General features: G+C 65.5%; 26 protein-coding genes. 14 read left to right on the forward strand and 12 right to left on the reverse strand.

Going from position 1 to position 20,918, the window contains the following annotated elements; all coding sequences use genetic code 11:
- Window positions 1–77: 77 nt before the first annotated feature.
- Genes Q7V31_RS06360 through Q7V31_RS06370 form a run of 3 tightly spaced genes read left to right on the forward strand, consistent with a single transcriptional unit; the run spans window position 78 to window position 2,610 of the window.
- Window positions 78–413 carry a DUF2849 domain-containing protein gene (locus Q7V31_RS06360; protein ID WP_304733187.1) on the forward strand — a complete coding sequence of 112 codons (336 nt, stop codon included), beginning with the start codon at window positions 78–80 and terminating at the stop codon, window positions 411–413.
- A 33-nt stretch (window positions 414–446) separates the two neighbouring features.
- Window positions 447–2,105 carry a nitrite/sulfite reductase gene (locus Q7V31_RS06365; RefSeq protein ID WP_304733188.1) on the forward strand — a complete coding sequence of 553 codons (1,659 nt, stop codon included), beginning with the start codon at window positions 447–449 and terminating at the stop codon, window positions 2,103–2,105.
- The gene (locus Q7V31_RS06370; protein WP_304733189.1) at window positions 2,092–2,610 is read left to right on the forward strand and encodes a DUF934 domain-containing protein; all 519 of its coding nucleotides are present in this window, start codon (window positions 2,092–2,094) and stop codon (window positions 2,608–2,610) included. The genes Q7V31_RS06365 and Q7V31_RS06370 overlap by 14 nt, the downstream gene beginning before the upstream one ends.
- Window positions 2,611–2,725: 115 nt before the next feature.
- On the opposite strand, the gene Q7V31_RS06375 is transcribed toward Q7V31_RS06370, so the two are convergent.
- Both Q7V31_RS06375 and Q7V31_RS06380 read right to left on the reverse strand, forming a co-directional pair.
- Window positions 2,726–3,100 carry a phasin family protein gene (locus Q7V31_RS06375; RefSeq protein WP_304733190.1) on the reverse strand — a complete coding sequence of 125 codons (375 nt, stop codon included), beginning with the start codon at window positions 3,098–3,100 and terminating at the stop codon, window positions 2,726–2,728.
- A gap of 171 nt (window positions 3,101–3,271) precedes the next feature.
- Window positions 3,272–4,546: a D-amino acid dehydrogenase gene (locus tag Q7V31_RS06380; protein WP_304733191.1), complete on the reverse strand. Its 1,275-nt coding sequence runs from the start codon at window positions 4,544–4,546 to the stop codon at window positions 3,272–3,274.
- Between the two features lie 166 nt (window positions 4,547–4,712).
- Between Q7V31_RS06380 and Q7V31_RS06385 the strand changes: the two genes are divergently transcribed.
- The 3 genes from Q7V31_RS06385 to Q7V31_RS06395 are packed head-to-tail and all read left to right on the forward strand — an operon-like array spanning window position 4,713 to window position 7,941.
- Window positions 4,713–6,035: an aspartate aminotransferase family protein gene (locus Q7V31_RS06385; protein WP_304733192.1), complete on the forward strand. Its 1,323-nt coding sequence runs from the start codon at window positions 4,713–4,715 to the stop codon at window positions 6,033–6,035.
- 56 nt (window positions 6,036–6,091) lie between these two features.
- Complete coding sequence (locus Q7V31_RS06390; protein WP_304733193.1) at window positions 6,092–6,754, forward strand: TetR/AcrR family transcriptional regulator; 663 nt, start codon at window positions 6,092–6,094, stop codon at window positions 6,752–6,754.
- Window positions 6,751–7,941 (forward strand): hypothetical protein, encoded by a 1,191-nt coding sequence (locus Q7V31_RS06395; RefSeq protein WP_304733194.1) that lies wholly within the window; start codon window positions 6,751–6,753, stop codon window positions 7,939–7,941. The genes Q7V31_RS06390 and Q7V31_RS06395 overlap by 4 nt, the downstream gene beginning before the upstream one ends.
- 4 nt (window positions 7,942–7,945) lie before the next feature.
- Here the strand turns inward: Q7V31_RS06395 and Q7V31_RS06400 are convergent, their stop codons facing one another.
- Complete coding sequence (locus Q7V31_RS06400; RefSeq protein WP_370690634.1) at window positions 7,946–9,571, reverse strand: peptide chain release factor 3; 1,626 nt, start codon at window positions 9,569–9,571, stop codon at window positions 7,946–7,948.
- Window positions 9,572–9,730: 159 nt separating this feature from the next.
- Here Q7V31_RS06400 and Q7V31_RS06405 point away from each other — a divergent pair, with 159 nt between their 5' ends.
- On the forward strand, window positions 9,731–9,949 hold the full coding sequence (locus Q7V31_RS06405; protein WP_304733195.1) for a hypothetical protein: 219 nt from the start codon (window positions 9,731–9,733) through the stop codon (window positions 9,947–9,949).
- 10 nt (window positions 9,950–9,959) lie between these two features.
- The gene (locus Q7V31_RS06410) at window positions 9,960–10,082 is read left to right on the forward strand and encodes a hypothetical protein (protein WP_304733196.1); all 123 of its coding nucleotides are present in this window, start codon (window positions 9,960–9,962) and stop codon (window positions 10,080–10,082) included.
- A gap of 8 nt (window positions 10,083–10,090) precedes the next feature.
- Here the strand turns inward: Q7V31_RS06410 and Q7V31_RS06415 are convergent, their stop codons facing one another.
- Window positions 10,091–10,432, reverse strand: coding sequence for a DUF1491 family protein (locus Q7V31_RS06415; RefSeq protein ID WP_304733197.1), 342 nt, complete (start codon window positions 10,430–10,432; stop codon window positions 10,091–10,093).
- Between the two features lie 232 nt (window positions 10,433–10,664).
- Here Q7V31_RS06415 and Q7V31_RS06420 point away from each other — a divergent pair, with 232 nt between their 5' ends.
- From Q7V31_RS06420 to Q7V31_RS06430, 3 genes are all read left to right on the forward strand, one after another.
- Complete coding sequence (locus tag Q7V31_RS06420; protein ID WP_304733198.1) at window positions 10,665–11,720, forward strand: hypothetical protein; 1,056 nt, start codon at window positions 10,665–10,667, stop codon at window positions 11,718–11,720.
- A gap of 317 nt (window positions 11,721–12,037) precedes the next feature.
- Window positions 12,038–12,442: a DUF5330 domain-containing protein gene (locus Q7V31_RS06425; RefSeq protein WP_304733199.1), complete on the forward strand. Its 405-nt coding sequence runs from the start codon at window positions 12,038–12,040 to the stop codon at window positions 12,440–12,442.
- 155 nt (window positions 12,443–12,597) lie between these two features.
- Entirely contained in the window at window positions 12,598–13,029 is a 432-nt protein-coding gene (locus Q7V31_RS06430) for a SufE family protein (protein WP_304733200.1), read from the forward strand.
- On the opposite strand, the gene Q7V31_RS06435 is transcribed toward Q7V31_RS06430, so the two are convergent.
- From Q7V31_RS06435 to Q7V31_RS06460, 6 genes are all read right to left on the reverse strand, one after another.
- Entirely contained in the window at window positions 12,966–13,586 is a 621-nt protein-coding gene (locus tag Q7V31_RS06435) for a DUF6456 domain-containing protein (RefSeq protein WP_304733201.1), read from the reverse strand. The genes Q7V31_RS06430 and Q7V31_RS06435 overlap by 64 nt on opposite strands.
- Window positions 13,583–14,023: a helix-turn-helix domain-containing protein gene (locus tag Q7V31_RS06440; protein WP_304733202.1), complete on the reverse strand. Its 441-nt coding sequence runs from the start codon at window positions 14,021–14,023 to the stop codon at window positions 13,583–13,585. Before Q7V31_RS06440 ends, Q7V31_RS06435 begins: the two co-directional genes overlap by 4 nt.
- A 188-nt stretch (window positions 14,024–14,211) precedes the next feature.
- The gene (locus Q7V31_RS06445) at window positions 14,212–14,652 is read right to left on the reverse strand and encodes a hypothetical protein (RefSeq protein WP_304733203.1); all 441 of its coding nucleotides are present in this window, start codon (window positions 14,650–14,652) and stop codon (window positions 14,212–14,214) included.
- A gap of 52 nt (window positions 14,653–14,704) precedes the next feature.
- Window positions 14,705–15,265 (reverse strand): PAS domain-containing protein, encoded by a 561-nt coding sequence (locus tag Q7V31_RS06450; protein WP_304733204.1) that lies wholly within the window; start codon window positions 15,263–15,265, stop codon window positions 14,705–14,707.
- A gap of 44 nt (window positions 15,266–15,309) precedes the next feature.
- Window positions 15,310–15,723, reverse strand: a complete 414-nt coding sequence (locus Q7V31_RS06455) for a MucR family transcriptional regulator (RefSeq protein WP_304733205.1) — start codon at window positions 15,721–15,723, stop codon at window positions 15,310–15,312.
- A gap of 176 nt (window positions 15,724–15,899) precedes the next feature.
- Entirely contained in the window at window positions 15,900–16,841 is a 942-nt protein-coding gene (locus Q7V31_RS06460; RefSeq protein WP_304733206.1) for an alpha/beta hydrolase, read from the reverse strand.
- Window positions 16,842–16,971: 130 nt separating this feature from the next.
- Between Q7V31_RS06460 and Q7V31_RS06465 the strand changes: the two genes are divergently transcribed.
- Window positions 16,972–17,241 (forward strand): hypothetical protein, encoded by a 270-nt coding sequence (locus tag Q7V31_RS06465; protein ID WP_304733207.1) that lies wholly within the window; start codon window positions 16,972–16,974, stop codon window positions 17,239–17,241.
- Window positions 17,238–18,017 carry a helix-turn-helix domain-containing protein gene (locus Q7V31_RS06470; RefSeq protein ID WP_304733208.1) on the forward strand — a complete coding sequence of 260 codons (780 nt, stop codon included), beginning with the start codon at window positions 17,238–17,240 and terminating at the stop codon, window positions 18,015–18,017. The genes Q7V31_RS06465 and Q7V31_RS06470 overlap by 4 nt, the downstream gene beginning before the upstream one ends.
- 3 nt (window positions 18,018–18,020) lie before the next feature.
- On the opposite strand, the gene Q7V31_RS06475 is transcribed toward Q7V31_RS06470, so the two are convergent.
- Entirely contained in the window at window positions 18,021–19,121 is a 1,101-nt protein-coding gene (locus tag Q7V31_RS06475) for a DUF2336 domain-containing protein (protein WP_304733209.1), read from the reverse strand.
- Window positions 19,122–19,286: 165 nt separating this feature from the next.
- Between Q7V31_RS06475 and Q7V31_RS06480 the strand changes: the two genes are divergently transcribed.
- On the forward strand, window positions 19,287–19,601 hold the full coding sequence (locus Q7V31_RS06480; protein WP_304733210.1) for a hypothetical protein: 315 nt from the start codon (window positions 19,287–19,289) through the stop codon (window positions 19,599–19,601).
- 63 nt (window positions 19,602–19,664) lie between these two features.
- Here the strand turns inward: Q7V31_RS06480 and Q7V31_RS06485 are convergent, their stop codons facing one another.
- Entirely contained in the window at window positions 19,665–20,807 is a 1,143-nt protein-coding gene (locus Q7V31_RS06485) for a hypothetical protein (RefSeq protein WP_304733211.1), read from the reverse strand.
- Window positions 20,808–20,918: the final 111 nt, after the last annotated feature.

Genomic DNA, 20,918 nt, shown 5'->3' on the forward strand with positions numbered 1-20,918 from the left:
CAGCCGGTGCTGCCTGCCCGCGATCGGGCGAAGGCAACGCCGAGGCAGCGCGCCAGAAGCCTCAAGGAGCGTCCGACATGGCCCAGCACAGCCGCAAGGGAGCGCAGTTTCAGGCGCTCACGGCCAACCGCCTCGCCGATGGCATCGTCGTCTATCTGACAGCCGACAACCGCTGGTCGGAGTCGTTGCAAGACGCCGATGTGACCGAAGGCAAGGAGGCCGGCGAGGCGTTGCTCGGCCGCGCGCAAGCCACGGTCGACGGTAATATCGTGGTCGAGCCGTATCTCTTCGAAGTGACGCACAACGAAAACGGCATTCGCGCCGCCAGCGTGCGCGAAACCATCCGTCAGGCGGGCCCGACCGTGCGCCTCGATCTCGGCAAGCAGGCGGAGCTGCCGGGCGTTCATCGCTGAGCGCACGAACCCGCGAGAGGCAAAGGTTTACAGATGTATCGCTACGATGAATTCGACCACCAGCTCGTCAACGAGCGTGTCGCGCAGTTTCGCGGGCAAGTTGCGCGGCGGCTCTCGGGCGAGCTGACGGAGGACGAGTTCAAGCCGCTGCGGCTGATGAACGGCGTCTACCTGCAGCTTCACGCCTATATGCTGCGTGTTGCCATCCCCTATGGCACATTGTCGTCGAAGCAACTGCGCATGCTCGCCCATATCGGCCGCAAATATGACCGCGGCTACGGGCATTTCACGACGCGACAGAACCTCCAATACAACTGGCCGGCCCTGAAGGACATGCCCGATGTCCTGCACGACCTCGCAACCGTCGAGATGCATGCGATCCAGACCTCGGGCAACTGCATCCGCAACGTGACGTCGGATCAATATGCGGGCGCGGCGAAAGACGAGATCGAGGATCCGCGCATCGTTTCGGAAATCATCCGCCAGTGGTCGACATTTCACCCGGAATTCTCGTTCCTGCCGCGCAAGTTCAAGATTGCCGTTTCCGGCACGCCGGACGACCGCGCCGCGATCCGCGTGCACGATATCGGCATCCAGATCGTGCGGAATGGCAAGGGCAAAATCGGCTACGAGGTCTATGTCGGCGGCGGGCTCGGCCGGACGCCGATGATCGGCAAGAAGATCGCCGACTTTGTTCCCAAAGAGGATTTGCTGGCCTATCTCGAGGCGGTCATGCGCGTCTACAACATGTATGGACGGCGCGACAATATCTACAAGGCGCGCATCAAGATCCTGGTGCATGAGATCGGCGCGGAGGAAATGAAGCGGCAGGTGGATGCCGAATTCGCCGAAATCCGCAAGACCGGCGCTTTGCATCTGCCGGCCGAGGAAGTGGCGCGCATCCAAGCTTATTTTGCATCGCCCGCTTATGAAACGCTGCCCGACGAAAGCACCGAACTCAACAAGGCCGTCCTCGCCGATCCGGATTTTGCCAACTGGGTGAAATCCAATATCGCCGCGCACAGGGTGCCCGGCTATGCGATCGTCAATATCTCGCTGAAGCCCATCGGCGGCACGCCGGGCGACTGCTCGTCGGACCAGATGGACGCGGTTGCCGACATCGCCGAGAAATACAGTTTCGACGAGTTGCGCGTCACACATGAGCAGAACCTGACGCTGGCCGATGTACGCAAGAAAGATCTGCCCGCCGTCCATGCGGCGCTGAAGGCTGCCGGTCTCGCAACTGCCAATATCAATCTCATTACCGACCAGATCGCTTGCCCCGGCCTCGACTATTGCGCGCTCGCCAATGCGCGTTCGATCCCGCTGGCGCAGCAGATCTCGGAGCGCTTCAGCGACCTCAATCGCCAACATGATATCGGCGAGTTGAAGATCAACACGTCGGGCTGCATCAATGCCTGCGGCCACCATCATGTCGGCCATATCGGCATTCTCGGCGTCGACAAGAAGGGCGTCGAATATTATCAGGTGACGCTGGGCGGCGCGGCCGACGAGAAGACCGCCATCGGCGACATTGTCGGCCCGGCCTTCACCGAGGAGCAGATCGTCGATGCGATCGAGACGATCGTCACGACCTATCTCGGCCTGCGGCAACCCGGCGAACGCTTCATCGACACTTATCGCCGCACCGGAATCGAACCGTTCAAGGAGAGCCTCTATGCAACTCATTAGGAACGGGAAGTTTGTTGCGGACGACTTCGCTGCTGTCGGCGACGAGGATATCCTGCCGGAAGGGGCCGTCATTGTCAGCCTTGAGCGGTGGCAGAAGGACCGCGACGCGCTGACCGCGCGCAACACGCCGCTCGGCGTGCGCCTGAAGAGCGGTCAGGAGCCTTCCGCCATCGCGGACGATCTCGACAAGCTCGCAGTGGTCGCGCTCGAATTTCCGGTGTATCGCAATGGCCGCGCCTATTCCTATGCGCGCCTCCTGCGCGAACGCCATGGCTACAAGGGCGAGGTTCGCGCGGTCGGCAATGTGCTGCGCGATCAGTTTCATTTCATGGTTCGCTGCGGCTTCGATGCGCTTGAGGTCGCTGACAATATCACGCCGGAAATATGGGCTGAAAGCGTCGGCGTCTTTTCTCATTCCTATCAACCGGCAACCGACGGCCGCGAGCCGGTTTTGTCGCTGCGCCAGCGCCTCGCCGCACGCGCGGCCACGCGCGAAGCGGTGTAGGCGCGACACACCCTTTCCCCAACAAACAAGAAGCCCGGCACCCTTTTCAGGGGCCGGGCTTTTGCTTACGCAACGATACTCAACAGACTCGGTCGCATGGAGCTTCGCGCGGAAATTACGCGGCGCGGAGCTTCTCGAAAGCTTCGGTGAACTTCGCGGCGTAGGGGCTCACGGCCTCGCGCACGGCCGTCACGGTCAGCTCATTAAGCTCGCGCGCGGCATCGATGTTCCGCTTGATGGTGGCGCGAACGAGTTCGTTCTGGAGTTCCACTGCGGTCTTGATGCTGCCGGCCTTCATTGTGGCGCGGGCGGCCTCGACCGACTCTTCGAAGTTGGTGCGGGCCAGCGTCACGATAATGCCGGACGCCACTTCAATCGGGTTCTTCGCCGCGGCCTTGGGGGCGGCCTTGGCGGTCTTCACCGATGCCTTCGCGGCGCGCGGCTTCGCGGTCGTTTTGGCCTTTTTCGCCTTGGGGGTCGTTTCGGTCATTTGATTTCCATCTCCTGTATCGCGTGGTCGCTCGCCTCGCTGCGAGCGTTTCCCCGCACATACCGGCGCGCCGGATTTGTGCGCTGCAACATGAGATAATTAACCTCCGCCTCTGCGTCAAGTTATTTTTGTGCATTGCACCAAAATCACGGTTGCAACGCGCAAAACCCGTCAAAATCTCTTTATAGAGAAAGGACTTAGGGATAGTTGCGGCGCGCTGTCGCAGATCAGGTCGGCCAGCGCCGCGCCGCTGCCGGCCCCCAGCGTCCAGCCCAGCGTGCCGTGGCCGCTGTTGATGAAAAGATTCGAAAAAGGCTCAAGACGGCCGATCACCGGGCTGCCGTCCGGGGTCATCGGCCGCAGGCCGCACCAGAATTCGGCCGCATCGGCAGCCACGCCCGCCTGCGGCAGGAGGCTCGTCAGCGCACTGAGCACCGATGCGGCGCGCGCGGGCTCCAGCGTCAGGTCGTAGCCGCCGACTTCGGCCTGGCCCGCGGCACGCAGGCGATTGCCGAGGCGGCTGATGACAATCTTGCGCGCTTCGTCGGTGATGCTGACCTCCGGCGCATTGCCTTCCGGCGCCGGCAGCGTCACCGAATAACCCTTCACCGGATAGATCCAGCTGCGCAGGCCGAGCGGTTTCAGCAGCGCCGCCGTGCCGGTGCCGGCCGCGACGACCACCGCATCCGCGTCGACCGGACCGTGCGACGTCGTGACACCGCAGGCGCGGCCGGCGCGAATGATGATGTCCGCGACCGTCGCGCCTGTCAGCAAGACAACGCCCCGCTCCGCTGCGGCCGCGGCCAGACCTTTCGAAAAAAGATGCGCATCGCCGCTGGCATCGGTCGGCGAATGGAGCCCGCCAGTGATCTCGCCGCGCTGCAGCGCCGATACCAGGGCCGGCTCGAGCTCGACACATTGGGCCGGCGTCAGCAGCTGCTGTTCGACACCCAGCCGCGCCATGGTTTCGCTCTCGGCGGCTGCCTCGCGCAGGCCATGCGCCGTACTGAAGACGCGCAGGATTCCCTTGTCCCGCCGGTCGAACGCGAAGCTCTTGGCGGCGTCCCGAAAATCGGCCTCATAGGCGGCCATGCGCGCGCGCGTCAGCAAGGCCAGTTCGAGATTGGGCGGGATGCGTTCGCGCCGCGCCGACGCCCGGCACCGCATCAGGAAACGCAGCAGCCAGTACCATTGTTCGGGATCCATTTTCGGCCGCAGGCGAAACGGCGCGTCGTCGCGGCCGAGCCAGCGCACGATCAGGCCCGGTATTTCCGGTCCCGCCCAGGGCGCTACCTCGCAAGCCGACATCTGCCCGCCATTGGCGAAGCTGGTGCCGAGGCCCGCTCCCTCGCGTTCCTCGATCAGCGTCACCTCGGCGCCGCGCAGCGCGAGTTCATAGGCGGTGGCGACGCCAACAATGCCGGCGCCGATGACGGCGACTTTCACGACGGACCTGCCTTGCACATGCGGGTGTTCGATTGCGCCTACCGGTATCAAAGCCGCGCCGCTTTGGCGACGGCAAAGAAGACGGGGGGACTTCTTCCCGGCGGCGTTGCCCGCCATACTCGACGCCCGACCGACCGCGATCTGTCAACCCGGAACCCGCCCGACCATGACCTCTCCAAGCCCGCTCTGGCCCTTTGTGCCCACCGCCCGTGCCATCGACGTGACGCATGCGCAAGGCTGCACCCTCTACACGCGCGACGGCGGCCAAATTCTCGATGCCGCGGGCGGCGCCATCGTCTCGAATATCGGGCACGGGCGGCCGGAAGTCGGCGCGGCAACCGGCCAGGCCATGACAAGCATGTCCTATGCGGTGCCGCCATTCCTGACGCCGGAGCGGACGCGGCTGATGGAACGGCTGCGTCGCGCCTGGCTGCCGCCGCATCTGACGCGCACCTGGCTTGCCAGCGGCGGCTCCGAAGCGGTCGACGCCGCCTGCCGCCTCGCCATTCAGCATTTTCGCGCCGCCGGCAACACATCGCGCTGGAAAATCGTCGGCCGCGACATTTCCTATCACGGCACGACGCTGTTCACGCTCGGCATCGCCGGCCACGCGGCGCGCCGGCGCGGCTTCGAGCGCGTCATTCCCGACATGCCGCTGGCGCCGACGCCCTATGCGCTCCGTTCGCCGCTCGGCCGCCACCATCCCGATTTCGACATCGCCGCCGCCGACGCCTTCGAGGCGCTGGTGCTGCGCGAGGGGCCGGAGACCATCGCCGCCTTCATCGCCGAGCCGATCAACGGCTCATCGGGCGGCGCGCTGATGCCGGGCCCGCGTTACTGGCCGCGCGTGCAGGAGATCTGCAGGCGCCACGGCATTCTTCTCATCGTCGACGAGGTGATGACGGGCTTCGGCCGCACCGGCAAGGCTTTCGCCTGCGGACACTTCAACATCGCGCCCGACATTCTGGTATCGGGCAAGGGGCTTGCCGGCGGCTACGCGCCGATCGTCGGCTTGTTCGCTTCGGAAGATGTCGTCGCGCCGCTCGCCGCGCACGGCCAGTCATTGATGTTCTATACTTATGGCGGGCATCCCGGCGCCTGCGCGGCGGCCGACCGGGTGCTCGAAATCATGGAGGACGAAAATCTCGTCGCTCGCGCCGCCGAGCGCGGGCGCGCGCTCGCCGCCCGCCTCGAAGCGGCGCTCGGCCAGCATCCGAACGTCGCCGAAATCCGTGGCGAAGGTCTCTTGCGCGGCATCGAGATCGTCCGGGATCGCGAAACGCTCGAACGCTTCGATGAGCGCGCCGCCGTCACCCAGCGCGTCATCGGCGCCGGCCTCAAGCGCGGCGTCATCTTTTATGCCGGCGGCACCGGCGCGATCCGCGACATCGTCTGTCTCGGCCCCGCCTTCATCGTTTCCGATGCCGAACTCGACCGCATGGTCGAGGCCCTCAAGGCCGCCATCGACGAGGCCGTCGCCCCCGCCTGATCCCTTAAATCCAGGTCGTCTTGACGACGGCTGCGCCGTGCCGTATATGTCACCGAATGGTGACAACAACATCAACGCGACCCAAGCCCCGTCCGCGCGACCGCGCCGGCACAGAAGGCACGATTCTCGATGCCGTGTCGCGGCTGATCCTGCGCGACGGACTTTCCGGCGTCGGCATCAATGCGCTGGCGCGCGAGGCCGGCGTCGACAAGGTTTTGATCTATCGCTATTTCGGCGATCTCGATGGTCTCTACCGCGCCTATGCCGAGCATGGCGACTTCTGGTGGACGGTCGAGGAGATGCTGGCCGCAACCGATGGCGCGACGGATGCCGCCGACGCGTTGAAGCGCGGCTTGCGGCACCATGCCGCCGCCATGCGCCAACGTCCGGTGACGCTCGCCGTCATCGCCGCCGAACCGACCAACCGCACCGCGCTCGTCGTCGCGCTGGAAGAGGTGCGCGAGAAGCGTTCGATCGAATTGATGGAAAAGGAAGCGGCGCGTCATGGCGGTTGGGGCGATGTCGATATTGCCGCCGTCACCGCGCTACTTGCCGCCGCTATCGACTATCTCGCCGCTCGCGCGTTGAGGATCCGTGTCTATGGCGGCGTCGAAATCAAGACCAACAAGGACTGGGAGCGCGTCCTCGCCACTGTCGACGCCATGATCGACGGTGTTTTCATGGCCGCATTTCCGTCGAACCCGAAAGAAAAATCATGACACAGGCTCCGAAAGTCACGCGTCGCCGCTTTCTCGAAATCGGATCCGGCATCACGCTGGTCGCCGCTGCCGGCCTTCTCTGGCGCGCCAACGAGCGCGGCGTCTTCGCCGAACCGACTGGCGAGGCCTATGAACCCTGGTCGATGTGGCAGGCGCCTGGATATGCGAACACGCCGCTGGCGCTGGTCGCGGCCGGCATTCTTGCCTCCAATCCGCACAATACGCAGCCCTGGATTTTCCGCGTCAGCGCGACGCGGATCGACATTCTCGCCGACACGCGCCGCCATCTCGGCACGTTCGACCCTTATCTGCGCGAAATGCATGTCGGCCTCGGTTGCGCCGTCGAGAACATGGTGCTGGCCGCCGCCGCCAACGGGTTTTCCGCCGAGGTCGCCTTTGCGCCTGGGTCGCTTCTCGATATTGCCGGGCGCGACGGTCAAGTGCTTGCGGCGACGCTTCGGCTGTCGCCTTCATCCGCGGCGGCCGACCCGCTTTACGATGCGATCCCCCGCCGTCACACCGACCGAAATCCCTACGATCATTCGCGGCCGCTTGCCGCCGATGCGTTTGCCGGCGTCGCAGATGAAGATGGTGTCAGGATGTGGCTCTTCGACGGCAGCGCGGCGCGCGATCGTCTCGGCGCGGCGATTATCGAGGCGACAGAAGAAATCGTCGCCGACGAGCAAATGATCGAGGACAGCCATGACTGGTTCCGCGATGGACCGGACGAAATCGCGCGCGAGAAGAGCGGCCTCGCGCTCGACACGGCGGGCCTGTCGCCGGCTCTGTTGGCGGCGGCGAAGTTCCTGCCGGCGCTGCCCGCCGAACAAAGCCACGGCGCATGGCTCAACCAGACGCGCGACACCCATGTGCCGACGGCGGCGCTGCTGGGCCTGATCGCCACGCGCGACCGTTACGATCGACCCCAGGCGCTCGCGGCCGGGCGGCTCTGGCAAAGGCTGCACTTGACCGGCGCGGCGGTGGGAATTTCGATGCATCCGCTCAACCAGCCGGTCGAGACCATCGATCGCGAGTTGCAGCTGGAACGCGAAGCGAAATCGGAAGTGCGCCTTGCAAGCATCACCGGCGATGAAAGCTGGCAGCCGACTTTCGTTTTCCGTGCCGGTTATCCGACGCGGCAGGTCCGCCTCAGCGCACGGCGTGGTGTCAAGGAAGTCACGGTCTGACCGGTCACGCGGCCGCGGTCCGCTCGCGCGTGGCCGAGAAGGTTACCTTCGGCCATTTCTCCAGCGTGTAACCGATTTCCCAATTGCTTTTCGCCATGAAGACCGGCGCGCCGTCGCGATCGGTCGCCATGTTGCCCCGATGCGCCTCGACGAAACGCTTCAGCTCGGCGGCGTCCGTGGCTTGGACCCAGCGTGCGGTCTCGAAGGGTGCCGGCTCGAACTGAACCTTGATGTCGTATTCGGCGGCGATGCGGGAGGCCAGCACTTCGAGCTGCAACTGGCCGACCACGCCGACAATCCAGTTGGCGCCGATCTCGGGCTTGAAGACCTGCGTCACGCCCTCTTCCGCCAGGCTTTCCAGCGCGCGGCGCATATGCTTGGCCTTCATCGGATCGTCAAGGCGGACGCGGCGCAGGATTTCGGGCGCGAAGTTCGGAATGCCGGTGAAAATCAGATCTTCGCCCTCGCTCAACGTATCGCCGACGCGGATCGTGCCGTGATTGGGAATGCCGATAATGTCGCCCGCACAAGCGTCGTCGAGCAATTCGCGGTCCTGTGCGAAAAAGAGGATCGCATTGTTGACACCGATGGTCTTGCCGCTACCGGAGATCTTCAGCCGCATGCCGCGCTTGAATTTGCCGGAGCAGATGCGCATGAAGGCGATGCGGTCGCGGTGGTTGGCGTCCATGTTCGCCTGCACCTTGAAGACGAAGCCTGTCACCTTCGGCTCCGCCGGCTCGACAACGCGGCTTGCAGTCGGCTGCGCGCGCGGCGGCGGCGCATAGGCGACGACTGCATCGAGCAGTTCGCGCACACCGAGCTTCCGGAGCGCGCTGCCAAAATAGACCGGCGTCATATGCCCGGCACGATATTGCTCGATATCGAAAGTCGGATTGCCTTCGCGGGCAAGCTCCATCTCCTCGCGAAAATGCTTCAGCTCGTCCGCGCCGAGATATTCCGCGATCCGGTCGCCCGTCAGGCTTTCGGGCTCGCTGTCCGGGCCGCCTTTTTCGGTGCCCGGCTTTTCGTAGGGAATGAAGCGATCGTTTTCGGGATCGAAGATGCCGCGCAGCAGGCCGCCCATGCCGGCCGGCCAGACCATCGGCGCGGTGTCGAGCGCCAGCTTCGAGGCGATCTCGTCCATCAGCTCGAACGGACTCACGCCCTCACGATCGATCTTGTTGATGAAGGTGATGATCGGCACGTCGCGCAAGCGGCAGACTTCGAAAAGTTTCAGCGTCTGCGCCTCGATGCCCTTGGCCGCGTCAATCACCATGATGGCGCTGTCGGCGGCCGTCAGCGTACGGTAGGTATCCTCGCTGAAATCTTCATGGCCCGGCGTGTCGAGCAGATTGCAGACGATGCCCTTGTATTCGAACGTCATCACCGCCGATGTCACCGAGATACCGCGGTCCTGCTCGATCTTCATCCAGTCGGAGCGCGCGCGCCTGTTGTCGCCGCGAGCCTTCACCTGGCCGGCCATGCGGATCGCGCCGCCTTTCAGCAGCAGGTTTTCGGTCAGCGTCGTCTTGCCGGCGTCGGGATGGGAGATGATGGCAAAGGTCCGCCGGTTGCGGATTTCGTTTGCCAATCCCTGATCCTGACGGCTTGCGGTCTCGGAAATGCTCAACGTCCGTTCTCCGGGGGGTTCCGTCTCCGGAATGAATTTGCGGCGGAACCTAGCTGAAAGCGCCGGCGCCCGCCACCCCGCGACAAACTGGCCCCTCGGCGGCAATTGCGCGCCGTGCCAGCATGGCGGCATCATGTTATTGGATCGCAGGAGACACCCATGACCAGCGCCCGCGAAGTTGTCGAGCCGCATATCGAAGCCCTGCTCAAGGAAGCAGAAACGGCGCGGCTGTCGACCGATGCCGTTGCCCGCATCCTGTTCGAGCGAGCAATCCGGATCTGGCGCGACATCCGCAAGCCCGAGGACATTCGCGCCGAACTTCTTGAAGCCGCCGAACACCTCGACCCGGACGAAGACTTTATGTTCATGCGCCCTTAGATGGCGCGGTATGTCCGTGCTCGCCAACGACGAACATTCCGGGCTTGGGTGGTTCGACATTGCGGTGGCGCGGTCGCTACCGGATCCTGCAAGTCCGGACTATGCGGACCTCTTCGGGAAGATCGGCCTCTAGCCCACCCCTCAGCGCACCGGTTCGGTCAGGAAGTGCCGACCCTCGCGATCCTCGATCTCGACCACCCAGAGGTCGGGGTCACGGTCGCGCTGTTTCTCGATATAGGCGTCGGCATCCAGCTCCGGGGCGGGATCGGCGGAGGGCCGTGCCATCCAGACGAGCGCGCCCTCGCCGTCGCGGGCCGGCGCATAGACGGTCGCCCGTCCGTCGAGCCGGTTGACCTTGACAAGCACAACGCCCGCGGTCGCGTCGCCGCGTCGGACGACCATTGCGGCTCCGCCGGCCGTTTCGCAGCGGCGGATCAGCGCCTTTACCCAGATTTCGGCCTTCAGCCGCGGCGCCGTTTCCATTTATTTCCCCGTATTCTCGACCTGAACCGACCGCCGACCCTTTCGGCCACCGACGTTCATCCTTAACGTGTTTCCCGTTTGCCGTCGCGTCGCTGCCAGACTAGACTTAACACGACTTTAATGAGAGGCGCCGCTCAGCAAAGGGACCGATCCACCAGATCAGTCTTTGCGATGGTTGGCTTCACTGTTTTGCGGGCGTTCGGGGGATACCGTCATGTCGAGGGGTCGCAACTTGTCTTTGTCCTTCCTGAAACACGTGCATCGCGCCGCGCTGCCCATTGCAGCGGCATTTCTGCTGGGTGGCTGTCTCACATCGGGCAGCGACAGCAAGCCTGCCGCGGCCGCGCCCGAACCAGCGCCGGCACCGGTCGCAATGGCTGCGGACCAGGCCCATCTTGCCACCAACTTGTCGGGCATTCCCATTCCCCTGCCCTCACCGCTCCATCGCGCTCCGGTGCAAGTCGCCTCGATCGATCCCTCGGCCGGCATCGCGGCGCTGACATCGGCGCGGCGCCTTGGCGATCTCACGGGCGTCTACGTCAGTTATGGCTCGGCGCTGGCGACCGCCGCCGAGGCGCGCCTCAACACGCCCGCCGATGTCCGCCGGGCGCTGGCGCTGCTGCGCATTGCGGAGCCGGACGGACTGGCCGAAGGCTGGTATGCCGCGCGTGCAATGATCGCCGCGCAGGATCCGGTCTTTGCTCAGGGCGTGCGCGATGAGGCGCGCACCGTCGGCAAGACGGTGCTGCTCGAGCAGCTGGTGGCCGACGACAACTACGTCCTGCAGATTCGTGGTGCCAGTTCGGCCAGTGCCGCCGTCGCCATCGCCATTCGCGACGAAACCGGGCGCATAACACAGCTTTCGACCCGCTTCATCGACACCGCCTATCAGTTCCAGAAGCAGAGATGGGGCATGATCGCGCCGCAGCCGAGCCAACCGGAGGCTGCCGTCAAGGCCGCTGCGGCGAGCCCGCTTGAACAGGCGCGTGCGGTGCTGGCAGCGCTGTCGCCGATCGGAACGGCCCATGCCTATACGCCATCCGTGATGAACCGCATCCTCACGCTCGCCGCGCATCAAGTGCTGGACGGCTCAATGGACGCGGTGCAGGTATCGGCGCCACGCAATCCAACCGGGCGCTGCCTCAACTGGGCCCGCCTCAACCTCAACCAGTGCATTGCCGCCTCGCGCTTCCCGTCCGAAGAGGCATGGTGCGCGGGCAAGCATGCGCTTCAAGACGTCAGCAACTGCTTTGCGGAAGCGGTTCCGGCCGCGCCGGCCGCCCCCTGACAGGGGCCCCGGCGTTCGGCCAGGTCCGGCCGCTTCGCACAATTTGAATCGAATCTCGATCTTTTTTGACGTGCATTTTTCGAGAATGCGCGTCAAATTTTTTGTGTATTTTATTCTGTTTTTCGAATAATTAGATTATATTTTCAAGTATAGTTGAATGGTGAAATAAACTATCACTGTCGTTTCCATGCATAAGGTGCGATCTATATTGTATTTTATCTATCCATTTAACCGCGTGACAGCAGATCGCGCCCTAGCCTTCGCCCATGACATGTGCCGGTCCCTAGGAACGACCGGCCTTTGAAAGGGTGAAAACGATGTCTTTTATTCTGAGAGCTGCATTCTGGCTGACGGTGCTCGCATTCCTGCTGCCCGCCGCCAACGACGACGCCACCGCCCGGATCGCCGGCGGCTACACGGCCGCCTCGCTGGGGACGCCACCTGAACCCGCGGCCCCCGAAATGGGCGCCGGTGAAGCGCTGACAATGGCGGCACGCTCCGCCCAGGACGTTATGGGCTTTTGCAGCCGCAATCCGGACATATGCGCACGCAGCCACGACATTCTGGGCCATGTCATGCGCCAGACCACACATTACGGCGGCATGGCCCTTGTCTGGCTGACCGACAAGGCGAAGGAACATCAGCAAGACAACGGCGCCCCTGCGCCGCTCGCCCCCCTCGGCCGCCAGGCCCTTGGTCCCGTACACCCGGCAGGCGCCTGACCTCACCCACAGGTCGTCTGCACCCTCTGCCGGCTGCGGGGCCCTAGACCCGCAGCCGGTCCACTTCACGCCCCGCCACTTGCCTCCCGAGTGGCGGGGCGCTTGTTCTTTGGGGGCCGGCCCGCTATGTCCTGACCGAAACTGGTCGGAGCGCCATGAGCATTCAGGATCTCATTGATGATTTTGCCTTCCTCGACGATTGGGAGGAGCGCTATCGCTATGTCATCGAGCTTGGCCGCACGCTTGAACCGCTGAGCGAGGCCGAACATGCGCCGGCCAACAAGGTCGAGGGCTGCGTCAGCCAGGTGTGGCTCATCGCCGAGCCGCGCAAGGGCGCAGATGGCACACTCCGCCTCCATTTCCGGGGCGACAGCGATGCCCATATCGTCCGTGGCCTGATCGCCATTCTGATGCGCCTTTATTCCGATCGCACGCCGGTCGAGATTCTGGCGATCGACGCCCGCGCCGTTTTCGGCAAGCTCGGCCTCGATGAACATCTGACGCCCCAGCGTTCCAACGGTCTCTATTCGATGGTCGGGCGTATCCAGGCGGATGCCAAAGCGCATCCGGTACCTGCCGCTTCCTGACCGCGGCCTTTCCGGGTGGGCACAAGCCCGTAATGCGCCGCCAGCCGGTCGAGCGCGATGGCGAGCACGATCTTTCCCGCGCGTTGCGGCCAGCCGAAGCGCCGCTCAGCCGCCTCCATGCCCTCGAGATGGCAGCATACAGCGATCAGCAGGTCCGACAGGCCGGGCCCCGCTGCCGTCAGCGCCTGCGCGACGCGCTGGCGGGCGGCCTGTGCGTGATCGGCGATTCCGGCCGAATCGCGTGGATGCCGCTTCTTCGGCCGGCCGCCGCCAACGGCCGACCAGTCCACCGTGACGCGCGGCGTCAACTGTCCGATCGTGAAGTCGCGCCGCAACCGTTCGCCCGCCTCGAATTGGGTTTCGTCGATCAGCGGCCTGCCGGCCGGGCCCTTGCGGCGACGCAGCCAGCCAAGCGGCGATTCCCCCTCATTGACGCAGACGTCGGTTTCGGCGCCGTCGAGCAATATCTGTCGGCGGCCGGGCAAACGATGCGCGGCGGCGAAACGGTCCGGATCGGCGGATTTGGGCGCGGTATGGCGTTTCCCTCCGAGCGTCATGGGTGGACCTCCAGCTCTCCGCAGCTTTCGAGCGCGCGCGCCAGAACATCGAGCAGCCGGTCGAAATCCGGATCGTCGCGCCGGTCCTCGATTGTCCGGCAGGCATGGGCCGCCGTCGTGCGATCGCGGCCGAAGAGACGGCCGACCTCGGAAAGACTGACGCCGAAAATGACGTGGGTCAGATACATCGCCACCTGACGGGCCAGCGCAACCGGCGCGCGGCGGCGTGTCGGCGCCTTGAGGTCCTGCAGCGGCAACCGCCAGGCGCGGGCCACCACGGCCAGCGTCAGCGTCGCCTCGACACGGCCGAGGCGCGGCGGGACCGCCCGGCGTCGGCGCCGCCTGCGGCGTGCGGGGCCGGGCCGCGGCAGCCCGGCCGGAACCGGCTCCCGGCATTCTTGCGCGCCGCGCGGAATGTGAAAAAAATCCTGTTCCATTGATCCTCGCTCGGGCGAACGGCTCCGCCCTCTCGATAGAATAGAGGAATAAATTCCTCTTCAATGGTAAAATTGGCATGTCGCCCGCGTACCGGGGATAAGTTCCGGCAAGTCGTTGCTGTGGCAGGGGGAATCGGCCGCCTTGTCGCGGATGGGCCATTTCAGGCGGGATTGCGGCCTTGCGGGCTTCAGTCCGCGGCGTCGCGGCAGGTCACGGTAACGCTTGTCGCGCCATCGCCGGCACCGTCGCAGGCCATGCCCGGAAAGCACATGGCGGCTGCCGCGCCGGTGAAATTGAAGGCGATATAGCCGCCCGCCGCCGCATCGGCGACGCCGGCCAGGCGGTATTCGCGCGTCTCGCCGCGCCGGAGCGTGATCGTCTCGCCGACGGCGAGGTCCGACATCGCGATATAGTGCTCGCCGTCGAACATGAGACTGGCGCTGCCGGCGATATCCGAAAGCGTGCAGTCGGCGCGCAGATCGCTCGGCACGGCGCTGCCCACGATCGCAAACTTCGCCTGCTCGCCGCGCTTGATGGTGATGCTGCCGCCTTCAAGCGTCGCGGCGCGCGCCGTCCCGGCGAGAAGAATGGCGGTCAGCATGGCTGCAACTGCCCTTGAAATCGTCACACGCATCTCCCTCGTCCTGCCCGGCAAGTCTGCCCTGTTCGGGCAGCACCCTTCAAGCAATACGGAGATTGGCACGTTCGGCCAGCGCATGGGCCTTTTCCGATTGCAGGAAGGCGTCATGGCCGAGCACCATCACAATGCGGCCCTCGTCGTTGACGAGCGGCAGGCGCAACCAGAACTGGAAAACATTGGGCTGTTTCCAGGCGTCGAGCGCGATGACGCCCTGTGCCGGACGGCCGACGCCGATCACCTCGCGATAGGCCGCGTTCCAGTATTCGGTCTGATCGCCGAGATCGTATTCATCGAGAAAATGGCCCGTCGTCTCGACGCCGAAGTAGTCGCGCAGTCGCGTGCCGGCAAGGCGCACCCGCAGGCGCACCGTGTCTTCGCTTTCGGCGATCACATCGAGCAGGCTGAGCGAAGGCAACATAGCGCGCAGCTCGCCGGGCTGGATGTCGGCGCGCATCGGATAGGCGCCGTCGATGGATTTGGAGCGCCAATAGTCGAAAAGCTCGCGCTGCTCGGGCACGATCAACTGGGCGCGAATGGCTTGGTCGGCGCGGGTCAGAAGCGCCTCCTCGAATAACCGGGCCGGGGCCCATTGACGAATCATCCGCCGGAATCTTGGGCGGAGGGCGCCATCAATGCAAGCCGGCCTTATTTCACGCGGCGGCGGCCCTGGCCCAGCCCCATTTTCTTGGCCAGCTTGGAGCGCGTCTGGGCGTAGTTCGGCGCCACCATCGGATAGTCGCGCGGCAGGCCCCATTTTTCGCGATATTGCTCGGGGCTGAGATTGTACTGCGTGCGCAGATGCCGCTTCAGCGACTTGAAATGCTTGCCGTCTTCAAGGCAAACCAAATAGTCCGGCGTCATCGACTTGCGGATCGGCACCGCTGGCTGCGGTGCCGGGCCAGCCGCACCGGCATCGCCGCCAACTGAGATTCGCACCAGCGTACCGAAGACGTTGTGGATGAGGCTGGCCAGGTCTTCCGGAGCTACCTTGTTGTGACCTGCATAGGCCGACACGATGTCCGCCGTCATTTCGATCAGTTCGACCTTCTCCGCCACCATTGCCTCATGATTTGCCCAACCTGCCGCCCGTCGTCAAATAAGCAACACTCTTCGGGGTAATTAACCCGAATATTACAGATCATTCTATAACTCTTTTAGCGATTAGCAATCAAGGGGCCGACTGCCGCGCGCGGGGCAAATCACCGTGGCGCTGTTAACCGTGATTTAGAGCGCAATTACACTTTTGCGACGCTGCGTTTTTCCTGACCGGCGGCGTCCTGGCGCCGGACCAGCCAGCTGCCGATGCGCTCGATCGCCCGCTCACCCTCCGGCAGCATCTGATAGAAGGCCTGCCAGACATGGATCATGCCGTCCCAGACTTCGAGATCGGCGGCAACGCCGGCGGCGCGGGCGCGCCTGTCGAGGTCGCGCGCATCGTCGAGTAGCACCTCGTCGCTGCCGACCTGGATCAGCAGCGGCGGCAGGCCGGTCAGATCGCCAAAATTGGGCGAGGCCAGCGGGTCGCGCGGATCGGCACTGCCAAGATACATCGCCGCCAGTTCCCTGATGCCGGCCTGCGTGATCATCGGATCGGCGTCGGCGCAGGAAACATAGGTGCCGGTGGCGCAGGTCAGATCGGTCCAGGGGCTGAGCAGCGCGGCGGCGGCCGGCATCGGCAAGCCGTCGCGTTTGGCGGCCAGCAGCACCGCCATGGCAAGGCCGCCGCCGGCCGAATCGCCGGCCAGCGCGATCGTCTCAGGCGCATGGCCGCGCGCCAGCAGCCAGCGATAGGCCTTCAGCCCGTCCTCGACCGCCGCCGGAAACACATGCTCGGGCGCAAGGCGATAATCGACGCTCAGCACCGAGGCTTGCGCCGCCAGCGCCAGACGCGCGGTCAGATGGCGATGCGACTGCGAGGAGCCCAGCACATAGCCGCCGCCGTGAAAATAGAGCACCACTGGCGCAGCCGCCGAATCGCCGTGCAGATGCGCCCATTCGGCGTGGAGACCGTCGAGATCGGCCGCGGCGATGGCGACCCCCTGGGGCACCGGATAGATTTCGGCATTGCCGTCCATGACCTTGCGCCGTTCGGCCAGCGGCAATGCGGCGCGTTTGCTGCGTTCGCGCACCAGCTCCTTCAGCCGAGCAATGCTCAACCCCTCCCGCTCATTGGACATTCCTGCCTCCCTATGGTTCGATTCATGGAGATTCGCGGCCCGCGAGGCGCGCCCTCCCGGCGATGCTAGCAGGCGGCGAACAAGGCCGGCTTCAAAATTCGATGAGGCCACCCGGTTTCGGTTTGGGTTCATGCAACATCTGTCGATCGATCGGTCTCGGGGCGAGCGGCGCGAGCTGCGCTATGCGCGCACGGCGTGGCGCGCCTTCCTGCGTCTGGGCGAAGACGATCGCGCGCGGGTTCGCGCTTTCGCCGAAGCCGTGCCGCCGCGCGCCGAGGCGCGCGAACTGGCGCCCGGTCTCCTGTCGTGCCGGACCGGCAGCACCTTGCGCATCGTCTATGCGGAACGCGTTGGCCTGACGACCATTCTTGCGCTGACCGGCGGGGAGAACGCGCCATGAGCCGCACCGCGTCGGAGACCTTGCAGAAGATTGCCGGGCCCGATGGCGAACCGCTTTTCGTCGTTGTGCCGGTTGCCGACTACGAACGCCTGAAGCGCGCCGCGGACGATGCCGAAGACCTGCGCGCCGGCCGCGCCGCTCTCCATCATGACGGACCGGAGCCGGTGCCCGGCACGGTCGCCCACCGGATCGCCGACGGCGAAAATCCGGTGCGGGTCTGGCGCGAGCATCGCGGCCTCAAGGCCATCGAGGTGGCGCGCGCCACCGGCATGAGCGCGCCCTATCTGTCCGAAATCGAAACCGGCAAGAAGGACGGCACGTTCCGCACCATGGCGGCGATTGCCGAGGTGCTCGGCGTGTCGCTCGACGATCTCGCGCCGCCCGCCGACGAGGAACGCCGCCGCGAACGCGAGCGCCGCGCCCTGATTGACGGCGTCAGCGCGCAGATTCGCAAGCTCGCCGTGCTCGTGACCGGGCCGGTCGATTTCAACACCGCCGCCGTGCGCCGGGCGGTCACGCGGCTGGCCGCCGATGCGGTAGCACTGAAGGCACAGGGCGGCACGCTCGATGCGTGGCTCGATGACGTGCTCGACGGGATCAGGGCGGTGCTCGATCTGGTCGATCGCGCCGAAGGCGACATCATCGGCACGGCGCGGGCGGCCCGCATGGAACTTGAGGAGATCGTGTCGGGGCCGCGTTTTGCACGGGCGGCCGCGGTGGCGCTGGAAGCGGAAGACGAGACGCCGGCCTATACGACGCCGAGCGCGGCCGACTGAGCTTCAGTCGTCGCCGTCCGGGGCGCGGGTTTCGTTTGCCAGACCGATATCCCAGCAATGCAGCGCCAGATCGGCGCGATCGGTCGAGATCGTGTCGAACAGCTCGCCCATGCGTTCGAGGTCGCCCTTGCCGGGCAGGCCGCTCTGGCGCAGATCGACGGCGGCGACGATCAGATCGCCGAATTCCTTGCGGTTGAGGCCCGCCGCCTTGGCAAAGACCGACAGCGGCTCGCCGGTCGCATCGTTCAGGATACAGAACATCGTCCCGGCGCGCAGACGCGCCATTACCGCCAGTCCATCCGTCAGGACGCCGATGCCATCGGCCGCCGCATTGGCCAGAAGCTGGTGAAGGCGCCCCTTGTCGATGGGGACCGGGCGGCGCACCACCGACAGCGCGCTGGCCAACAGCGGATCGAAAGCGAAATCGCTGGTCGGGATTTCATCCAGTACATTGTGTATATGGCGGCGTTCGGCCGTGAAACGGCTCAGGATTTCGAGCCGCAGCGGCGACGGCGCCCACCAGAAAATCTGGTGCGCGAGGCGCAGGGTCAGCTCCGGGCGCGTCAGCAGCGGCGCCAGCAGTTCCGGTTCCGCGGCGCTGCGCCTAGCCAGCGTTTCGATGGCGCGCAATGACAATTCGGCCGTGCCGTTCTCAAGCAGGCGGCAAATCAGCGCCGTGTCGCTCTCTTCGATCAAGGCATCGGCGATGTCGCTGGTCAGGTCCTTGCGCGCGGCCAGCGCCAGCCGGTGTGCGGGCCCGCCCTCGCGTACCACATGAACGAGGTCGCCGGCCTTCAGTATCTGACCTTCGCACAGCAGCGGCCGCGCGATGTCGATGTCGTCGAGCGCCAGTACCAGCGCCAGTTCGCGCGGCGCGTCGCTATGCGGCGCAAGGCGCTCGGCGAGGCGCTGACGCATGACCGGATCGAAGCGTGTGACAAGCGAGGCCAGCAGCGAGTCGAGGATGCTGCGTTCCTGCGGCGAGACCAGCGCGGCGGGAAGAAGGGCCAGATCGGCAAGGCGCCGCAACATCGCATCCGGATCGGCGGCGACGGGCGGCGGCGCGATGTCATCCTTGTCCCAGGCTGTGCCTTGAAGGGCCATGATCCTGCATTCCGGTTGGCGCGCTTGTGCGCGTTTTGCGCGATGTCGGCCCTCATCAGACCATCGCCGCGTTAACGTGCCGTAAAGCATCGGCTGGCGGGATTTGCGGCCCGGCCAGAAGGCGCCTATCGTCGGCTGCCGGGTTCAAAAGCAGGACACTTCGAGATGACACACAGATGGCCTGCGGGCTTCATCCTCGCCGCGGCGCTGGCGCTTTCGGCCTGCGGTCTCGGCGTCAGCGAACATGCCGACGACCCGAACTACAAGGCCGGCCACTCGGCCGGCTGCTGGACCGCCACCTCGCGGGTACCGGGCGACCCCTCCACCATCACCCGCGACGAGGAAGCCTACCGGACGATCGAGGCCTACCGGGCGGGCTGGAATGCCGGCTACAACGCCTGCCGCATTCGCGACGACAGCGGCGGCGCGGGCATGGGCGGCATGCCGGATTCATCGAGCCGCGGCACCGGCGTGCGCTGAGGCGAAAACACGTCGTTCCCCCGCCCTCCCTCAGGCAGGGTGGAAAACGGCGACACTTCTTCCTCAGGCGTTTCTGGCGTCGACGGCCAGCGGGTGATCGATCTCGAGGGCGAGATTGTCGGCCGGATCGGCCAGCTCGCGCCAGGCGACGCCCGGAATTTCCTCGACCAGCGCCGCGCCGCCAATGGCCGACGGCAATTGGTAACCGGCGCGCGCGGCGCCGCCCAGCGCGCGGCGGGCCAGAACGACCGCGGCTTCAGCCGAATAGAGATGCGCGTCCGGCGTTTCGAGCCGGGCCCGGCGCACCGTGCCGTCGGGCGCGCGCGCCTCGCCCCAGACAACCGCGCTGCCGCGCGTCAATTGCAACTCGGTCAGCTTGGTGCGGCGGCGGCCCAGTTTTTTTGCCAGCCGTTTCAAGCCCCAGCCGCGGCGGAACAGGCGGGTCTTGAGACCGCCTGCCGTCAGCACGCGTTCCAGCGCTTCGGGCAGAACCTCGAAACAGTCGATGGTCGAATAGGCGCTGCGATGGCGCGCCGCGGCGACATAGCCGTTCCATGGCGCAAGCCAGGCCGCTTCGGGCCCGGTGTCGAAATCCACGTCAAGCGCGCGCTCGGCGGCTTTCGATGCCACCAGCTGGCCGTTCTTGAGCATCTCGCCGGGGGTACGGACGGCGGCGATCAGCGCATGCGCTTCCGCATCCAGCAACAGCCCGCGCTTGACCGCCAGCGCGATCGCGCGGGCGCCGGGCAGGATATAGGCGAGCCGAGCCGCCAGCGCATCGACCGCCGCGAAATCGAAGCCGGCGCCCGCCATCAGCATCACGCCGGCCTGCTTGGCCGCCTCGTCGCGCGCCGCCAGCGCCGCGACCGTCGTCCTGTCGGCGCCCAGATCGATGAAATGTGTGCCGGTCGCCAGGCAGGCGATCAGCAGCGATGAAAAATCCGCCTCGGCGAGCGGCGCCGCGTTGACGAGGACGGCGACATCGTCGAGCTGGCCCGCAATGCGATGTGCATCGCCCGGCGTGAAGATGCGCGGTTCGACCGGGCCGCCGGCCACCAACGGACCGGCCATCGCCGTCGCGTGCTGGGCCACCGGCGCAATATCCCGGCCGGCGCCGATATGGTTGACGCCGCGCGCCACGGCCACACGCGAGGCCAGCGCGCCCAGAAAATGGTCGACGCCGTAAATGAGTATGCGCGACTTCATTGCCTCACCCGGTTGCAGCCTGTCTGGCACGCCTTGTCCGCGCGAAAAGAAACGGCCCCCGCGCAAACCCGTTGCGGCGGCGGTCAATCTCGGCTCCATTGTCGCGTGAGG

The sequence above is a fragment of the Parvibaculum sp. genome, from assembly GCF_030651915.1.
In the GTDB taxonomy this organism is placed as follows: domain Bacteria; phylum Pseudomonadota; class Alphaproteobacteria; order Parvibaculales; family Parvibaculaceae; genus Parvibaculum.

Bases quoted from the DNA above. Each gene is read 5' to 3' on its own strand.
- Q7V31_RS06370 (WP_304733189.1), top strand. From the start codon at position 2,092: ATGCAACTCATTAGGAACGGGAAGTTTGTTGCGGACGACTTCGCTGCT.
- Q7V31_RS06365 (WP_304733188.1), top strand. From the start codon at position 447: ATGTATCGCTACGATGAATTCGACCACCAGCTCGTCAACGAGCGTGTC.
- Q7V31_RS06470 (WP_304733208.1), top strand. From the start codon at position 17,238: ATGAGCCGCACCGCGTCGGAGACCTTGCAGAAGATTGCCGGGCCCGAT.
- Q7V31_RS06485 (WP_304733211.1), bottom strand. From the start codon at position 20,807: ATGAAGTCGCGCATACTCATTTACGGCGTCGACCATTTTCTGGGCGCG.
- Q7V31_RS06480 (WP_304733210.1), top strand. From the start codon at position 19,287: ATGACACACAGATGGCCTGCGGGCTTCATCCTCGCCGCGGCGCTGGCG.
- Q7V31_RS06360 (WP_304733187.1), top strand. From the start codon at position 78: ATGGCCCAGCACAGCCGCAAGGGAGCGCAGTTTCAGGCGCTCACGGCC.
- Q7V31_RS06475 (WP_304733209.1), bottom strand. From the start codon at position 19,121: ATGGCCCTTCAAGGCACAGCCTGGGACAAGGATGACATCGCGCCGCCG.
- Q7V31_RS06375 (WP_304733190.1), bottom strand. From the start codon at position 3,100: ATGACCGAAACGACCCCCAAGGCGAAAAAGGCCAAAACGACCGCGAAG.
- Q7V31_RS06430 (WP_304733200.1), top strand. From the start codon at position 12,598: ATGAGCATTCAGGATCTCATTGATGATTTTGCCTTCCTCGACGATTGG.
- Q7V31_RS06455 (WP_304733205.1), bottom strand. From the start codon at position 15,723: ATGGTGGCGGAGAAGGTCGAACTGATCGAAATGACGGCGGACATCGTG.
- Q7V31_RS06385 (WP_304733192.1), top strand. From the start codon at position 4,713: ATGACCTCTCCAAGCCCGCTCTGGCCCTTTGTGCCCACCGCCCGTGCC.
- Q7V31_RS06415 (WP_304733197.1), bottom strand. From the start codon at position 10,432: ATGGAAACGGCGCCGCGGCTGAAGGCCGAAATCTGGGTAAAGGCGCTG.
- Q7V31_RS06465 (WP_304733207.1), top strand. From the start codon at position 16,972: ATGCAACATCTGTCGATCGATCGGTCTCGGGGCGAGCGGCGCGAGCTG.
- Q7V31_RS06440 (WP_304733202.1), bottom strand. From the start codon at position 14,023: ATGGAACAGGATTTTTTTCACATTCCGCGCGGCGCGCAAGAATGCCGG.
- Q7V31_RS06405 (WP_304733195.1), top strand. From the start codon at position 9,731: ATGACCAGCGCCCGCGAAGTTGTCGAGCCGCATATCGAAGCCCTGCTC.
- Q7V31_RS06390 (WP_304733193.1), top strand. From the start codon at position 6,092: ATGGTGACAACAACATCAACGCGACCCAAGCCCCGTCCGCGCGACCGC.
- Q7V31_RS06410 (WP_304733196.1), top strand. From the start codon at position 9,960: ATGTCCGTGCTCGCCAACGACGAACATTCCGGGCTTGGGTGGTTCGAC.
- Q7V31_RS06435 (WP_304733201.1), bottom strand. From the start codon at position 13,586: ATGACGCTCGGAGGGAAACGCCATACCGCGCCCAAATCCGCCGATCCG.
- Q7V31_RS06450 (WP_304733204.1), bottom strand. From the start codon at position 15,265: ATGATTCGTCAATGGGCCCCGGCCCGGTTATTCGAGGAGGCGCTTCTG.
- Q7V31_RS06395 (WP_304733194.1), top strand. From the start codon at position 6,751: ATGACACAGGCTCCGAAAGTCACGCGTCGCCGCTTTCTCGAAATCGGA.
- Q7V31_RS06460 (WP_304733206.1), bottom strand. From the start codon at position 16,841: ATGTCCAATGAGCGGGAGGGGTTGAGCATTGCTCGGCTGAAGGAGCTG.
- Q7V31_RS06425 (WP_304733199.1), top strand. From the start codon at position 12,038: ATGTCTTTTATTCTGAGAGCTGCATTCTGGCTGACGGTGCTCGCATTC.